The 16275-nt window shown below is 69.2% G+C and carries 11 protein-coding genes and 2 pseudogenes; 2 read left to right on the top strand and 11 right to left on the bottom strand.

Annotation, left to right across the window (positions count from 1 at the left end):
* Positions 1 to 139: 139 nt before the first annotated feature.
* Positions 140 to 292, bottom strand: coding sequence for a hypothetical protein (locus tag PBV52_RS41625; protein WP_274246123.1), 153 nt, complete (start codon positions 290 to 292; stop codon positions 140 to 142).
* A 97-nt stretch (positions 293 to 389) separates the two neighbouring features.
* Here PBV52_RS41625 and PBV52_RS41630 point away from each other — a divergent pair.
* Positions 390 to 620, top strand: a pseudogene (locus PBV52_RS41630) (RICIN domain-containing protein); the annotation flags it as partial.
* 672 nt (positions 621 to 1292) lie between these two features.
* On the opposite strand, the gene PBV52_RS41635 reads toward PBV52_RS41630, so the two are convergent.
* The 10 genes and pseudogenes from PBV52_RS41635 to PBV52_RS41680 form a co-directional block, all read right to left on the bottom strand.
* On the bottom strand, positions 1293 to 1502 hold the full coding sequence (locus PBV52_RS41635; RefSeq protein ID WP_274246125.1) for a hypothetical protein: 210 nt from the start codon (positions 1500 to 1502) through the stop codon (positions 1293 to 1295).
* Positions 1503 to 1739, bottom strand: coding sequence for a hypothetical protein (locus PBV52_RS41640; RefSeq protein ID WP_274246127.1), 237 nt, complete (start codon positions 1737 to 1739; stop codon positions 1503 to 1505).
* A gap of 118 nt (positions 1740 to 1857) precedes the next feature.
* Entirely contained in the window at positions 1858 to 3711 is a 1854-nt protein-coding gene (locus tag PBV52_RS41645; protein ID WP_274246129.1) for an RICIN domain-containing protein, read from the bottom strand.
* A gap of 70 nt (positions 3712 to 3781) precedes the next feature.
* Positions 3782 to 3961, bottom strand: a pseudogene (locus PBV52_RS51935) (glycogen debranching protein); the annotation flags it as partial.
* A gap of 50 nt (positions 3962 to 4011) precedes the next feature.
* Positions 4012 to 5889 carry an RICIN domain-containing protein gene (locus PBV52_RS41655; protein ID WP_274246133.1) on the bottom strand — a complete coding sequence of 626 codons (1878 nt, stop codon included), beginning with the start codon at positions 5887 to 5889 and terminating at the stop codon, positions 4012 to 4014.
* 50 nt (positions 5890 to 5939) lie between these two features.
* Entirely contained in the window at positions 5940 to 7703 is a 1764-nt protein-coding gene (locus PBV52_RS41660) for an amylo-alpha-1,6-glucosidase (RefSeq protein WP_274246135.1), read from the bottom strand.
* A 52-nt stretch (positions 7704 to 7755) separates the two neighbouring features.
* Positions 7756 to 8586: a carbohydrate ABC transporter permease gene (locus PBV52_RS41665; protein WP_274246137.1), complete on the bottom strand. Its 831-nt coding sequence runs from the start codon at positions 8584 to 8586 to the stop codon at positions 7756 to 7758.
* Positions 8583 to 9572, bottom strand: coding sequence for a carbohydrate ABC transporter permease (locus PBV52_RS41670; RefSeq protein ID WP_274246139.1), 990 nt, complete (start codon positions 9570 to 9572; stop codon positions 8583 to 8585). The genes PBV52_RS41665 and PBV52_RS41670 overlap by 4 nt, the downstream gene beginning before the upstream one ends.
* Positions 9573 to 9604: 32 nt before the next feature.
* Positions 9605 to 10849 (bottom strand): extracellular solute-binding protein, encoded by a 1245-nt coding sequence (locus PBV52_RS41675; protein ID WP_274246141.1) that lies wholly within the window; start codon positions 10847 to 10849, stop codon positions 9605 to 9607.
* A 173-nt stretch (positions 10850 to 11022) separates the two neighbouring features.
* Positions 11023 to 12081 carry a LacI family DNA-binding transcriptional regulator gene (locus PBV52_RS41680; protein WP_274246143.1) on the bottom strand — a complete coding sequence of 353 codons (1059 nt, stop codon included), beginning with the start codon at positions 12079 to 12081 and terminating at the stop codon, positions 11023 to 11025.
* A gap of 665 nt (positions 12082 to 12746) precedes the next feature.
* Here PBV52_RS41680 and PBV52_RS41685 point away from each other — a divergent pair.
* A complete protein-coding gene (locus PBV52_RS41685) occupies positions 12747 to 15398 on the top strand; it encodes an RICIN domain-containing protein (RefSeq protein ID WP_274246145.1) in 2652 nt (883 codons plus the stop codon).
* Positions 15399 to 16275 lie beyond the last annotated feature (877 nt).

Here is a 16275-nt window from a genome sequence, read left to right on the forward strand (position 1 = left end):
ATTTCGCGTGGACGTCAGGAGGCGGACCATCCGGCAGGCTTCGGTAACACCCCCGCCGACGGGCCGGGACCACCCCGCCGACCGGCGGAACAGCGCCGCGTCGCCCGGTCGGCCGGTGGGCCCCGGACGGCCAACCGCCCTATTTGATGACGGCGTTGGCCACCACGACCGCAAGCCCGAGCAACGCGTCCACTGTGCCGATCTTCAAGGCGGAGCCCCACGTGCGACCGGCAGCGCGGGCAGCGAGCAGGCCCCAGGCGAACAGCAGCACCACGTTCACGGCGAAGACCACGTACTCGATGCCCGCTCATGTCGTCACGGACGGCGTCGGCGTCCCAGCGGGCGTAGCGCAGCAGCCGCTGCACCGGCTCCGGCCGGGCCGGGCCAGCTGCCTCGACGCCGCCGGCGGCAACACCGCCAACGGCACCAAGGTGCAGATGTGGACCTGCCACGGCGGCTTCAACCAGGTCTGGCAGCCCTACGGCGGCGGCTACCGCAACCCCGCCTCTGGTCGCTGCCTCGACGATCCGGGCTCCTCCACGACCGACGGCACTCGGCTTGTGTCGTGGGACTGCAACGGCGGATCCAACCAGAAGTGGACCACTCTGACCGCCGGATGACCCCCGCTCCCGGGATCTGAGCCCTCTCCGGGCTCAGATCCCGGGAGGACATCGGTGCCGGGCACCGCCGGGGACGGCACCCGCTGTGGTCGGCTCATACATGGCAGGACAGCGAGGACAAGCATCCTACGGCTGTGCGCAGAGTCGATCTGGGCGCGCTTGACCAGGTAGGCGTCGAGTCTCTGCCAGGCGCCACCGGCCGGGCGGACCTCGACGGTGAAGGCGGTGTTGAGCGGGACGTCTCCGGGCAGTTCGAGACGCAGGTCCCGTCCGAGCTGCTCCCGGGCGGCTCGCCATGGGTGTCGTTCCGCTTCGGGCCCACCGTCCTCGCGGCCGAGAGCGACCGACAACAACCTGGTCGAGGTCTTCGCCATGGCCGGCGTGCACCAACTCGCTCCGAACCGACTGGCGTTCGTCCTGAACCACGCGGGCACGCGACCGGGTGAGTCCGTCGCTCTCGTCCCGTTCGCAGGCATCCGTGACTCCCGTTACCACCTCTGCTTCCCCCTGGCGGAGCCTGAGCGGCAGGACACATGGTCGGGCCTCCGCAACGGGCTGAGGTCGCGGGCCGACACCGGACGGTGGTCCTGTCGCCTGACAAGCCGGGACGGTGCCGCCACAGGCCTCCAGACGCTACACCTCTCAGGTAACACTGCCGGACCGACGTTCGGTTCAAAGCGGGCCTTGTGCGGCGACCGCCTCGTGGACCAGGGCGCGGGCCTCGGGGCCCAGTTCCGGCAGGTGGCCGGAGAGGTGGATGCGGCCGAGGAGGGGAGCCGCGGCCCCGGCTGACTGGCCTCCTTGCTCCTGGTGCTCGCCGTTATGCTCGGACTGGCCAGCGGTACCTCGACCGCCGCGACCGACGACACGGGTCGCAGGCACTCACTCCTCCTTCGGCGGAGCCGTGCTCTCCCGGACGGTGAGGGTGGTCGCGATCTCCAGTCCCACCTGCGGCACTTCCTCGCCGCGGCCGAGCGCCAGAGCCAGTTCGGTGGCGGCTGCCGCCCGGATCACCGACTTCCGCAGCGGGAGGTGCTGCCAGGCCCGAGGCAGGCTCTCCCGGGAGCGACGGAGGGGGCGGGCACCCGTAAAGGGTGCCCGCCCCCGATCGCTGTTCACAGGGAGCTTCGCCCGGCAGGAGGCCTGCGAAGCTCAGCGGCGGCCGTCCGGGAACAGGGAGACGGCAGCCCATGGGGGCTCCTGCCGGTGCTGGGAGCCCCCATGGAAGAAACGCAGGTCAGCTCATGCCCTGCAGGCGCCAGATCTGGTTCTTCTTCCAGGTCATGTCGGTCGCCGAGTCACAGGTCCACTGGTGGATCTTCGCGCCGGGGTCGGTCGAGATCCCGCTGACGTCCACGCACTTGCCGCTGTGCACCGCGGCCAGCTGGTAGTCCTTGCTGTTGCCGAGTGCGGTGACGGGGTTGAGGGTGAACATCTGGTTCGTGCTGCCGCTGCAGGTCCACTGGATGACGGCGGCACCGTCGGCCGAGGAAGCACCCGAGACGTCCAGGCACTTACCGCTGTGCTCATTCACGATGGTGTAGGTGTTCGCCCGGCCGGCGACCGGCTTGAAGTCGAGCATCTGCTGGTAGCCGCCCTCGCAGTGGTACTGCTGGTACTGCGTGCCGTCGGCGGTGGAGAGGTTGGTGTCGTCCAGGCACTGACCGCTGTGCTGTACCACCGCGACCGTGGAGACGGTCGTGTTCGACGGTGGCAGCAGCGTGACGGTGTAGCCGTCCGCGGCGTCCGTCCACGGCACGCTCACCGAAGCCGAGTTGCCGCTCACGGTCAGGGTCTGGTCGGAGACCGTCACCGGACCCGTCACGGCGCCGCCGCTGTTGTTCGGTATGCGCTGCACGACCGCGCGGACCCGGCTGTTCTCCACCACCGAGGTGGTGTCGAGGCGGTTGAGGTTGACGGTGATGTTGCCGGTGTTGCCGTTGCTGCCCAACAGGATCTTCGCGTTACGCGCGGAGTTGTCCTTCGTCGCCAGCCCGTCGGTGTTCGTACCGGGCGTGACCTTCACGATGTTTCCGGTCTGCGAGCCGTAGTACCGGTACATGAACCACTCGCCCAGCGGCAGGTACTGGCCGGAGCTGTTCTTGGTGAGCAGATTGGCCGCGTAGTCGTGCAGGTTGGAGCCCCATCCCCAGTTGGCGCGCATGCCGTCGGCGCCGGCCCGCTCCAGGCGGCTGATGAACCAGCCGCCGCCACCGGGGTGCTGCTGCTCGCGCCCGGCGTACTCGTTGATCTGGTACGGGCGGGTGTTGGTCAGGCCCGCGGCGGCGAGGGTCGAGTTGGCGTTGCTGACGGCCTGGACGGGGTCGTGCGGGATGGCGTGCCAGCTGTAGATGTCGGGGGCGACGTTGTTGGCCTTGACGTGGTTGAGGTAGGTGGTCCACCAGGTGTTGGAGGAGTTGGGCGGGTTCGCCGAGCTGGGGCCGACGATGAGCTGCCCGGGGAGGTTGGCCCGCACGGCGGCGTGGAACCGCGACCACATCTGCAGGTACTGGCTCTGGGATCGGTCCCAGAAGCCGCTCAGGTCCGGCTCGTTCCACAGGTCCCACTCCACCGTCATGTTGTTGGCCTTGACGTCGGAGATGAGCTGGTTGACGAAGTTGTCGAACTGCGTCCAGTTGCCGTTGTCACCGGGGAACGGCTGGCTGGTGGTGCCGTCGGCGCCCCACAGGTCGTGCGGCAGGATGACGAACGTCCCGCCCAGCGCCTTGGTGCGCTGGTACTGGGCGAGGGTGGCCCTCCAGCGGGTCTGGTAGTCGGCGAGGCTGGTGGCGTAGCCACCACCGTTGAGCTGCGCGCCGCCGGCCCGCATGAGGTGCCACTTGATGTCTTTGAAGAAGTGGTCCGGCGGCAGCGACCCGTCGGCGGTCATCCCGTAGATCATGCCCGAGGCGCGGAAGTTGGGGGCGCCTGCGGCGTTGGCGAAGTCGACGGTGACGCTGGTGTCCGCGGCCTGCGACGGGCCGGCGGGCACCAGGGTCGCGGCCAGGGCGGTCAGGAGGACGGCCACGGACGAGGTCGCTCGGCGTCCGGTGCGGGTTGCGGGGCTGGGAAGTGTCCAGCGAGATTTCATTCTGCGGCTCCTACGTGAGCGGGGAGGATGGCCGGGGTGGGAACGTCCCCGGGCCGTGGGGAGACGGCGGTCAGCGGCTGTCTCGGTGTGCGTGTGCCTCGGCCAGCAGGAGGTAGCTGCTGGCGGTCCAGGTGTAGGCGCGGTCGCGCAGGCCCGTGCCGGTGAGGGCGTCGAAGTTCTCGGCGAAGCCGTGGGTTTCGCACAGGGTCCGGAAGCGGGCGCTGATCTCGTCCGCGAGGCTGTGGTGGCCTGTGAGGGCTCCCTGCTGTGGTCGGGAGCCCTCACAGAAGGGGGCGCGGGTCAGCGCATGCCTTGGAGACGCCAGATCTGGTTCTTCTTGTTGGTCAGCGCGCTCTCCGGGTCGCAGGTCCACTGGTGGATCTTCGCGCCGGCCGCGGTCGAGATCTGGCTGACGTCGACGCACTTGCCGCTGTGGACGGCGGCCAGCTGGTAGTCCTTGCTGTTGCCGAGTGCGGTGACGGGGTTGAGGGTGAACATCTGGTTCGTGGCGCCGTTGCAGGTGTACTGGATGACGGCGGCACCGTCGGCGGTGGAGGCGCCCGAGACGTCCAGGCACTTGCCGCTGTGTTCGTTGACGATGGTGTAGGTGTTCGCGCGGCCGGCGACGGGCTTGAGGTCGAGCATCTGCTGGTAGCCGCCCTCGCAGTGGTATTGCTGGTACTGCGTGCCGTTGGCGGTGGAGAGGTTGGTGTCGTCCAGGCACTGGCCGCTGTGCTGGGCGACGGCGACGGTGGAGACGGTGGTGTTGGACGGCGGGAGCAGGGTGACGGTGTAGCCGTCGGCGGCGCTCGTCCACGGCACGCTCACCGAGGCCGAGTTGCCACTGATGGTCAGGGTCTGGTCGGAGACCGTCACCGGACCCGTCACGGCGCCGCCGCTGTTGTTCGGTATGCGCTGGACTATCGCGCGGACCTGGCTGTTCTCCACTATTGAGGTGGTGTCGAGGCGGTTGAGGTTGACGGTGATGTTGCCGGTGTTGCCGTTGCTGCCCAGCAGGATCTTCGCGTTGCGCGCGGTGTTGTCCTTCGTCGCCAGCCCGTCGGTGTTCGTACCGGGCGTGACCTTCACGATGTTGCCGGTCTGCGAGCCGTAGTACCGGTAGAGGAACCACTCGCCCAGCGGCAGGTACTGGCCGGCGCTGTTCTTGGTGAGCAGCTTCGCCTGGAAGTCGTGCAGGTTGTTCGCGGACGCCCAGTTGGCGCGCAGGCCGTCGGCCCCGGCGCGCTCCAGGCGGGAGATGTACCAGCCGCCGCGGCCCGGGTTCTGCTCGGTGGTGCCGCCGTACTCGTTGACCTGGAAGGGGCGGCTTGTCGTCATCGACCGCGCCGACAGCATGGAGTTCACAGCGTCGCTGTCGGCGACCGGGTCTCCGGGGAGGTCGTGCCAGCTGTAGATGTCCGGCTCGACGTTGTTCGCCTTCACGTAGTCGAGGTACGTGTTCCACCAGGTGTTGGTCCCCGAGGGTTTGCTGCAGGTGCTCGGGCCGACGACGACGGCGCCGGGGATGGCGGCCCGGATCTTCTGGTAAGCGCGCTTCCACATCTCCAGGTACTGGGGCTGGCCGGAGCCCCAGAACGAACGGCAGTCGGGCTCGTTCCAGATGTCCCACTGGATGTCGGTCATGCCCGCGGCCCGTACGTCGGCGAGCAGGCGGGCGTAGAAGGCGTCGAAGCGGGTCCAGTCGCCGTTGTCACCGGGGAAGGTGGGGGTGGTGGTGCCGTCGGCGCCCCACAGGTCGTGCGGCAGGATGACGAAGGTGCCGCCCAGCGACTTGGTGCGCTTGTACTGGGCCAGGGTGGAGTTCCACCGGCGGTCGTACTTGCCGGCCGCCCAGCCGCCGGGGTTGTCCAGCTGGGCGCCGCCGGCCCGCATGAACTTCCACTTGATGTCCTTGTAGAAGTGCTCCTGCGGCAGCGAGCCGTTCTCGGACATGCCGTAGATGGTGCCCGAGGCGCGGTAGTTGGGGGCGCCCCCGGCGGTGGCGAAGTCGACGGCGACGGTGGTGTCGGCGGCCTGGGCAGTGGTGCCGGGCAAGGCGACGGCCGCGACCGAGGCGAACAGGGCGGCGAGCGCGGTGGTCCTGCGCAGGCGGCGGCCTCCTGCGGAGTCGGGCGCCGTGGTGCGTTTGGGCGGAGGAAGGACGCGTGACATGCTCATGTGTTCTCCCGAGGGGGTGGGTGCTGCCTGGGCGGGGAGCCCAGGGGCTCTCAGCCGCCGGTGTGCGCGGCCGGTGCGGGTGCGGTGTGCCGGAGTGTGTGGGCTTCGGCGAGGAGGAGGTAGCTGCTGGCGGTCCAGGTGTAGGCGCGGTCGCGCAGGCCCGTGCCGGTGAGGGCGTCGAAGTTCTCGGCGAAGCCGTGGGTCTCGCACAGGGCGCGGAAGCGGGCGCTGATCTCGTCCGCGAGGCGGTGGTGGCCGGCGCGGCGCAGGCCGTCCTCGATGAGGACGGTGGCGGGTGCCCAGATCGGGCCGCGCCAGTAGCCGTCGGCGAGGTAGTGGGGTGAGGTGGGCAGTTCGGTGGCCAGGCCGTACGGGGTCAGGTGGGTCTCGATCCGGGCGGCCAGGGCTTTGCCGATGTGTTCGGGCAGGTGCTCGCCCAGTGCCATCGGCATCAGGTCCAGCAGGCTGGAGCTCTCCCAGGTCTGCGAGCTGTCCACGCCGCGGGCCACGAACCGCTCTCCTGTCCACAGCTCGTCGAGCATCGCGGCCTGGGTCGCCTCGGCGGTTCGGGTCCAGCGGCGGGCCTCGTCGGGAAGGCTCAGTTCGGTGGCCAGGCCGACGAGTTCGCGGAGCTGGAGGACGAGGAAGGCGGCCAGGTCGGCGGTGACGACCACGCGCTCGGGGTCGAAGGTGGTGGCGTTGTCCCAGCCGCTGTCGTTGCCGTGCTGGTAGTGGGGCAGGGCGGCGCCCGGGGCGCGGCGGGCGGTGAGCCAGAAGTCCGTCCACCGTGCCAATCTGCGGTAGATCTCGGCGAGTTCGGTCCGGCTGAGGGGTTCGGGGAGCCGTCTGCGCAGGTGGGACAGGGCCCAGCCGTGAATGGGCGGTTTGACGAAGTTGTAGAGGACCTCGGAGTGGGTCACCGAGTCGGGCAGGGCCCCGGTCTCGTCCTGGTGGTCGAAGGGCAGGGAGAACTGGTCCCAGGCCAGGGCGGGGGCACCGGGGGCGAGGGCAAGGGCGTTGAAGCAGTGGTCCCAGCTCCAGACCTTGTCCATCCAGTGCTTGGACATCAGCACGGCAGGCCGGGTGACCAGGGACGCCGGGCGGACGGTTGCCGACCACAGGACGTACGCGGCGAGTTCGGCGGCCGGGGTCGCGGGCGAGCGCCAGGGGGCCACCGCGTCGGCGAAGGCGGCGAAGGCATGCTCCGCGGTCGCCACGACGGCGTCGAACGTCTCCGAGGACGTGTAGGGCAGGCGTGCGCTGTCCAGCTCCTCGACGGCCGCCTCCCAGCCTCCGCCGGGGGCCGCGGTGAGGGTGACGCCTCGTTCACCGCTACCGAGGGCCTGACTGCCGGATATCTCGGTGACCGTGCCGGACAGCACGGTGATGCGGTAGCGGCGCCCGGTCTCGTACGAGGTGAACACGTACGCCCCCTCCACCGGGTCGCGGTAGAAGTAGGTGCCCGTGAAGGGGGTCAGGGCGTCCGCCGCCGCGGTGATGCGCAGGCCGAGTCCTTCGCCGCGCAGGCGGACGGTGTCCGGTGAGGCGTAGGCGAGAGCGACGCGCCCTTGCTCACCGGTCCAGCTCAGCAGGCCCGGAGTCGCCTCGACGCGGGTCCCCGCGCGCTCGCCCGTCGCCGCGTGGAGGGGCGTGAAGCGCAGGACGGCGTGCATGCCGTTCTGGTGCGAGACGAGGTGGAGGTCCTCGGCACGTGTCTTCTCCGCGAGCACGGGCGAGATGCCGAACCAGGATCCGTGCGTGCTGAACGGGATGTCGTGGAGGGAGAAGGCCGGGCCGGATCGGGCGGCGGTCATCAAGTGGTACTCGTTTCTTCAGCAGGGGCCACCGGCGGTGGTCGTGAGGTGGTCAGTCCTTGACGGCTCCGGCCGTCACACCGGCGGCGACGTAGCGCTGGGCGAGGACGAGGATCACCGTGGCCGGCAGTGAGGCGACGACGGCGGTGGCCATGATGGCGTTCCACTCCTGGTTGTTGTTGCCGATGTAGTGGTAGATGCCGAGGGTGATCGGCTCGTGGGCGCCGCCGCCTGCGAGGGTGCTGGCGAAGACGAAGTCGGACCAGGACCACAGGAACGCGAACAGCGAGGCCGTGACGATCGAGTTGCGGCTCATCGGCAGCACCACGGACCGGAAGGTGCGCAGCGGCCCGGCTCCGTCCATCTGCGCGGCCTGGAGCAGTTCGCCGGGGATGCCGGACATGAACGCGGTGAAGATGAGCACCGCGAAGGGGACGGCCAGGGTGGAGTCGGCGACGATCAGGCCGGGGACGGACTGGAGCAGGCCGAGCTGGAGGTAGATGGCGTAGAAACCCATCGCCATGATGATGCCGGGGATCATCTGGGCCACCAGGAAGAGGAAGCTGAGCAGGTCCCCGCCGCGGGGGCGGAGTTTCGCCAGCGCGTATCCGGCGGGCGCGGCCAGCGCCACGGTCAGCACGACCGTGCCCAGACCGATGACCAGGCTCGTGCCGAGGTAGGGCAACTGCTGGTCGAAGACGGCGCGGTAGCCGGCCAGCGTGCCGTGGACGGGGAACAGGCCGGGCGGCGACTTGCGCATGTCCTGGTCGCGGGTGAAGGACACGTTGAGCATCCAGTAGACCGGGAAGAGCATGACGGCCGTGAGTGCCAGGCCGAGGGCGGTCTTCCACCCCGTACCGCGGAACCGGTGCAGCAGGTTCATGCCAGTGCCTGCTTTCTCTGGACCTTCAGGTACACCAGGCCGAAGACCAGGGCGGCGACCACGAGCAGGTTGCCGACGGCCGCGCCGGGGCCGAAGGCGGGCAGCAGGTTGCCGAAGCCGAGCTGGTAGGACCAGGTGGCGAAGGTCGTGGACGATCCCGCCGGGCCGCCCTTGGTCATGATCCAGATGATGTCGAAGACCTTGAGCGTGTAGACCAGCCCCAGCAGCAGGGTGACGGCGGACACGGGGCGCAGCAGCGGGAAGGTGATGCTCCAGAAGCGTCGCCAGGCGCTCGCGCCGTCGAGGGCGGCCGCTTCGTAGAGGCTGGCGGGGATGGACTGCAGGCCGCTGTAGAGCACGACCAGGTTGAACGGGACCCCGATCCAGATGTTCGCGACGATCACCGCCATCAGCGACCACTCCGGTGACGTCAGCCAGTTCACCGGACCGATGCCGACGGCGTGCAGCGCCGCGTTGACGACACCGGAGTCGCTGTTGAGCATCCACGACCAGGTGGAGGCCGACACGATCAGCGGCAGCAGCCACGGCACCAGGAACAGCGCCCGCAGGGTGGCGGACAGCCGGAAGTGCTGGTTGAAGAAGACCGCCAGCGCCAGGCCGATGGCGTACTGGAAAAACAGGCACACGACGGTGAACACCACGGTGTGGGTGAGTGCCGGACCGAAGGTCGGGTCGTCGAAGACCTTCTGGTAGTTGTCCAGTCCGGTGAACGGTGCGTTGCCCTGGACGAAGGAGCGGACGGTGTAGTTGCGCAGGCTCAGGTCGAGGTTGCGGTAGAGCGGATAGGCGTAGAAGAGGGCGAGGTAGAGGGTGACCGGGGCGAGGAAGGCCCAGGCGGCCCACTGCTGGGAGGTGGGACGACGGCGCCGGTGGGCGGTGCGGGCCGGGGGCGGGGCGGCGGTGGCCGCCGCCCCGTTCCGGTCACGCACCAGTCGGCGGTCCGGCAGGTGTGTCGTGTGCTTCATCGAGGAGCCCTGGGTCGCGGTTGCCTGCGGGTCTAGTTGACGGCGTCCTGTGCCGCGGTCAGCGCGTCCTTGGGCGACTTGGAACCGCTGAGGGCGGACTGGACCGCCTTCCACAACTGCTCGGAGATCTTGGGGTACTTGGTGCCGAGGTCGTCGCTGGTGCGTCCCTTGGCTGCCTTGACCGCCTCGACCCACGGCTTCAGCTCGGCGTTCTCCGCCACCTGCTTGTCCTGCACCTCGCTGGTGGGAGCCACGTAGGACAGCGTGGTGTCGGTGGCGTACAGGTTCTCGGTGCTGGTCAGGCAGGAGACCAGCTTCTGTGTGGTGGCGTAGCGGCCGGTGTCGCCCTGGACCGGGACGGTGACGAACTCACCGCCGGTAGGCGCCGCGGCGTTGCCTCCCGAGGCGGCGGGAACGGGGATGACCCCGTAGTCGAAGCCGGCCTTCTCGGCATTGGCCAGCTGCCAGGTGCCGTTCTCCGCGAAGGCGTAGTCGCCGCTCGCGAACTCCTGCCAACTGGTCGTCTGCGTGTTGTTGATGACCGAGTTGGGCGCGTAGCCCTTCTTCAGCCAGTCGCTCCACAAGGACACGGCCGCCACACCCTGGGCGGAGTCGAGTTCGGTCAGCTGCGCACCCGAACCCCAGAACCACGGCAGGAACTGGAAGCTGCCCTCCTCCGTCCCGATCGCGGAGAACGTGATGCCCTTCTTGCCCGCCTTCTCGACCTTCTCCAGCGCCGCCGTCAGCGACTTCCAGTCCTTGACCGAGGCGATGTCCACCCCGGCTTCCTTCAGCACCTCCTTGTTGTAGTAGAGGGCGAGGGTGTTCGCGCCGATCGGGGTTCCGTACGTCTTACCACCCGACTGACCGGCCGCGAGCAGGTTGGGGTCCACCTTCGAGGTGTCCACCTTGTTCTCGTCGGTCGTGGTGAGCACGCCCGCCTCGGCCAGCGTCGACACCACCGGGTTGTCGACGATGAGCACGTCGGCGGAGTTGTCCTGCTGGGCTGCCAGCAGCGCCTTGTTCGTCAGGTCGCTGGTGTCGAAGGCCGTTCGCTTGATCTTGACTCCGGCCTTGCTGCCGCAGCCGTCCAGCAGCTTCGCCCAGTCCGAGCCCTTGGCGAACTGCGGGTAGGGGTCCCAAATGGTGTAGCTGCCGCCGTCTGTCGCCTTGGCGGACGTGGAGCCGTCGCCGGAGGAGCATGCGGTGGTGACGGTGGTGAGGGCGACGACGGTCATGGCGGTGGCGGTGAGACGGCGTCTGGTGGATCTGTTCATCGGGCGTTCCTTGCGTGTGTCAGGCATGGGCATGCCAGGGGAGGTGGACGGATGGCAGGGCAGGCTGAACAGCGCCGCGGAGTCGCGGAGCGGCCGGTTGAACGGTGACGGGGCGAAAGGTGACGGAGGACGAGCAGGGCCCTTGATCCACAGGGGATGCGGAGGGCGGCCTGTCAGGCGGTCGAGTCGACGTCGGGGATCCCGCGCGTGTCCCCCGGAGGGCGGGGGACGGCGGGCCCGGTGCTGGCGCGGAGCGAGATCGGCGGGGCGAGCAGTTGGTGGCGAGGGGGCGCGTCAGGGTGGTCGAGACGCTCGACGAGCAGTTCGACGGCCAGGCGTCCCATCTGCGATGCGGGCACGTCGGCCGCCGTGAGCTGCGGGGTCACCGTCTCGGCCCACCGGGTGGCGACGACACCGGTGACGGAGAAGTCGCGCGGCACATGGCGGCCCGCGTGGGCCAGGCCCCGGTAGAGCCCTCCGAGCGCGGCCTCGTTCAGTGTGACGAGGGCCGTGGTGTCGGGATCGTCGTACAGGATCCGCTCCAGGCAGGCCTGACCGGAGGGTGCGTCGTCCTCACAGTTGTACGTGCGGACGGTGAGCCCACGCTCCGCGGCGGCCTTGGTGAAGCCGTCCAGCCCCCGGTGCGCGGACTCGTACCCGGCGCGCAGCAGCCGCTCGGGCCGGTTGACGAAGGCGACCCTGTCGTGGCCCAGGTCCGCGAGGTGGTGGACACAGGCCGCCGCCAGCGCCGTGTGGTCCAGGCCCACCCACCAGCCGCTCTCCGGCCGCGAGGTGCGGCCGATGCAGACCGCGGGAAAGCCCTCGGCGAGGAGGTGGTCGACCCGGTCGTCCTGGAGTCTGATCTCCATCAGGATCGCGCCGTCGACCCGCCGCTCCCCCAGCAGCCGCTGGAACGAGCGGTCGCTGTCCACACCGCTCGGGGACAGCAGCACGTCGTAGTCATAAGCGGCCGCGGCCTCCACCACGCTGCCGATGAATTCGAGCTGCATTCCGGTGTAGTGGTCCCCGGCAGGCGGGAAGACCAGACCGATGGTGCTGGTACGGCCGTTGGCCAGAGCACGTGCGCTCGCGTTGGGCCGGTAGCCCAAATCGTCGATGACCCGCTGAATCTTCTCGCGGGTCTCGTCCGACACCGGACGCTTGCCGCTCAACGCATACGACACGGTGCTCCGCGAGACACCGGCCCGCCTGGCAATCTCACCGATGTTCACAGGACTCCTTCATCGAACCGGTTCGCTACTTCCAGAGGAGAAAGAGACCGTTCACTTGCGGAGGTGGGAGTGACGCTCGAATCCGGCGTCGAACCGGTTCGCGTGAAGGAAAGGTAAGAGCCGACCGTGAGGGTGTCAATACCTCGCGCAAACCTCATGAAACACATCGGAAACCAGTACGCGCGAACCCGCGGCCACCGTCCACACTCGCCGCCCCGCCAGCCAGAACGGCGTGTGTTGCCCACCGGACAGAACAGCGCGTGTTGCCCACCAGGCGCCAGGGGCATGCCCGCACCTGGAGGTCGCATCGTGTCAGGAGTAAACTCACCGGCCGCTCCAGGTCAAAAGCTGTCCGGCTCCGCAAGCGCCGTCGCTTCCCAAGCTGAGAGCGCGAGTTCGATTCTCGTCACGCGCTCGGTTGGTGACTGGGGCGGCCCAGGACGTCCGGCTCGGGGTCCTTCCGGGCCACGGCCGTCGACGCCAAGGGCACCGCCTCACCCGGACGCTGATCAACGCCTGCCGCGCCACGAGGTGACCTGGAAAAGTTCCCGGCTCGCGGCAACCCTTTGCGCAGCCTGTGACCACAAGGAAGCGGATCCGGCCAGTTCCGGTGGCCGGGATCCGGTTTTCCACTGTTGAACAGCATGCAAGGAGAACGCCTCCCCATGAACAACCCCACGAACGGCGGGCGCCGCGGGCGTCATCGCCGTCGTTGGACCGCGACCGGTCTGCTGCTCGGTGTGCCCGCCGTCCTCGTGCCGTATCTCCTGATCGTGCAGGAGGACTCGCAGGCCGCGACGGTCGACGGCGATGCCTACTACCGGCTGGTTTCCGTGCGCAGTGGCAAGGTGCTGGACGTCAACGCCTTCTCCACCGCCGACGGCACCTGCATCCAGCAGTGGACCGACCAGAACACCGCCAACCAGCAGTGGAAGCTGAAGTCCACCGGGGACGGCTACTACGAGCTGGTGAACCGCAACAGCGGCAAAGTGCTGGGCATAGCAGGCAATTCCAGCGCTCAGGGGGCCGCCGCCGAGCAGCAGACCGACAGTTCCGCCACCTCGCAGGAGTGGAAGATCAACGATGTGAGTGGTTCCGACGCCGTCACCTTCACCTCGCGCAGGAGCGGCCAGGTCCTGGACGTCTCCGGGGGCTCCACGGCCCAGGGCGCGGCAGTCATCCAGTATCCCGGCAAGGGCAGCACCAACCAGCAGTGGAAGCTGGTGAAAACGGCCGAGACGAAGGCGGCCGGGGCCGGCGGGGCGCAGACCACGGCCGCGGCCGGACCGTATGCGTGGAAGAACGCTCAGGTGGTGGGCGGTGGTTACGTCACCGGGCTGGTGTTCAACCCCCGGGAGAAGGGTCTGCTGTACGCGCGCACCGACATGGGCGGCGCCTACCGCTGGGACGTCGCGGCCGAGCAGTGGATCCCGCTGACCGACTGGCTCGGCGAGAAGGACTGGAACCTGCTGGGCATCGACTCCCTGGCCACCGACCCCGTCGACCCCCGCCGGCTCTACCTCGCGACGGGCACCTACACCAACAGCTGGGCGGGCAACGGCGCGATACTGCGCTCCACGGACCGGGGACGCACCTTCAAGCGCACCGAGCTGCCCTTCAAGCTGGGCGGCAACGAGGACGGCCGCGGGGCGGGCGAACGGCTGGCGATCGACCCCGCGGACAACGCCACCCTGCTGCTGGGCACCCGCAAGAACGGCCTGTGGCGCAGCACCGACCACGGCGTGACATGGAGTCAGGTCTCCTCCTTCCCCGTCCGGGACGGGGCGAGCAGCGGCGCGGGCATCTCCTTCGTGACGTACGGCCCGGCCGGCAGCAAGACGGTCTATGCCGGCGTCGCCGACAAGTCCACCTCCCTGTACCGCTCCACCGACGGCGGCGGCACCTGGCAGGCCGTCTCCGGGCAGCCCACCGGCCAGCTGCCGCAGCACGGCGTGCTCTCCGGTGACGGCTCGCTGTACCTGACGTACACCGACAACCTCGGCCCCAACGGCGTGACCGCGGGCTCGGTGTGGAAGCACACGCCGGCCGGCGGGGCGTGGAAGAACGTCTCCCCGTCCAGTGGCAGCTACGGTTTCTCCGGTCTGGCCGTCGACCCGCGCAAGCCCTCCACGGTGATGGTCACCACCCTCGGCCGCTGGTGGCCCGAGGACGAGATCTACCGCAGCACCGACGGCGGCACGACATGGAAAGCACTGGCCGAGAAATCCGTGCGCAATGCCTCCGCCGCTCCTTACGTCGGTACCGGCACCGGGCACTGGATGACCGCCCTGGCCATCGACCCCTTCAACTCCGGGCACGTGCTGTACGGCACCGGCAACGGCATCTGGCGAAGCAAGGACGCCACCGCCACCGACAGCGGCGGCACCAGCCACTGGAGCATGGGGGCCCGAGGGCTGGAGGAGACCGCACTGATGGACGCGATCGCCCCGCCCGGCGGCGCCACCGTCATCACCGCCATGGGCGACCAAGGCGGTTTCCGCCACGACTCCCTGACCAAGGTGCCCGCCGGGCGACTGAAGAACCCGATGATGACCAACAGCACCGACATCGACTTCGCCCAGTCCAACCCGTCGGTGATGGTCCGCGTCGGCCGTGGCGGCACGCGGGACGGCGCCTACTCCACCGACGGCGGCACCAGCTGGAACGGCTTCAGGACAGAGCCGGTGGCCGACGCCGAAAGCGGCCATGTCGCGCTCGCGGCCGACGGCTCCGCCATCGTGTGGACCCAGGCCGGTGGGGCCCCGTACCGCTCGACCGACAGGGGGGCGAGCTGGTCGAGGGTCGGCGGCCTGGGCACCGACGCCGTGGTCGTCGCCGACCGTTCCTCGGCCAGGATCTTCTACTCCCTGGCCGGCGGCACGCTCCACGCCAGCACCGACGGCGGCGCGACCTTCACCGCCCGCGCCACCAACCTGCCCGACGGGCAGCTCACGGCCGTCCCCGGCATCGCCGGGGACCTGTGGATCGCCGGCAGCGCCAAGGGGCTGCTGCACTCCACCGACGGCGGCCGCACCTTCACCACACTCGGTTCGGTGCAGTCCGCCTCCGCCCTCGGCTTCGGCAAGGCCGCGCCGCGCGCCTCCTACCAGGCCCTGTACCTGATCGGCACCGTCAAGGACGTCACCGGAGTCTTCCGCTCCACCGACAAGGGCGCCACCTGGCTCCGCGTCAACGACGACGCCCACCAGTGGGGCAGCATCGGCGGCGTCGGCGTCATCACCGGCGACCCCGACACCTACGGTCGCGTCTACGTCGGCACCAACGGACGCGGCCTCCAGTACGGCGACCCGTCCTGACCCAGGCACCCGAGCGGGGCCCCAGCCACATCGGCCTGCGGCCCCGCCAGGGCTGAGAGACCTCGTCCGAGACGAGGTCGCGTCACTTCGCCGGCAGGATGTTCAACACGGACCGCTCCCACCCACCACCGCGTGCACGAGGGCATGCACGCAAGCCGGATTTTTTCCTGTGGTCGAGCATCGCTGTTCCTCCTGGTGACGGCGCAATGCCGCGTGGGGGTGATGCCGAGCACCTGGTTGAGGTAGGGGACCGGGTTCGAGACTCTGAGGCCGACCGACCACTGTTGCCGGCATCAACCGCCAACGACCTGCCGGCCTTCCCGATCGAGTCAGAAACCGACGAGACCGTCCTGCCCATCGAACTCACCGCATGGCCTCAGAACGAGATCACCGAGTGGTCGTCGATACATCACCTCGGCGGACGTGACCTGCCACGGGAGCGCCTGGCCGGTGACTGCGGCTATGGGCTCGAAGTCCTGGTCCCGGTGCAGGAAGGCAGTCCCCGCAGCTTGGCCTGCTGTCGTGGGACTGCCCTCAACCGATCGGGCGTCTCCCTGCGCGGTGGCAGGCCGCTTGGCGCGTACCGGCGGCCGTCCGGACTTCTTCCCAGCGGGGAGCAGGGGCTCCAGCTTCGCCCACTTCGCACTCGTCAGATCGTGCCTCCCCAGGAACATGCCGTGGTCCGACGCCGGCGGCCGGGCCCCGGATCTGACGGACCGCGCACGGAAGTGGCCACCGGGCCAAGGAGAAGCCGGCCAAGATCTTCTCCCAGGCTTCTCCCAAACGATCTCCAGGAACCGCTCAGGGGCCTGATCCACTCACTGGATCAGGCCCCCGACCTGGTCCTTCACTGTCCAGGCGGCGGGATTTGAACCCA

The organism is Streptomyces sp. T12, assembly GCF_028736035.1.
Classification (GTDB): domain Bacteria; phylum Actinomycetota; class Actinomycetes; order Streptomycetales; family Streptomycetaceae; genus Streptomyces.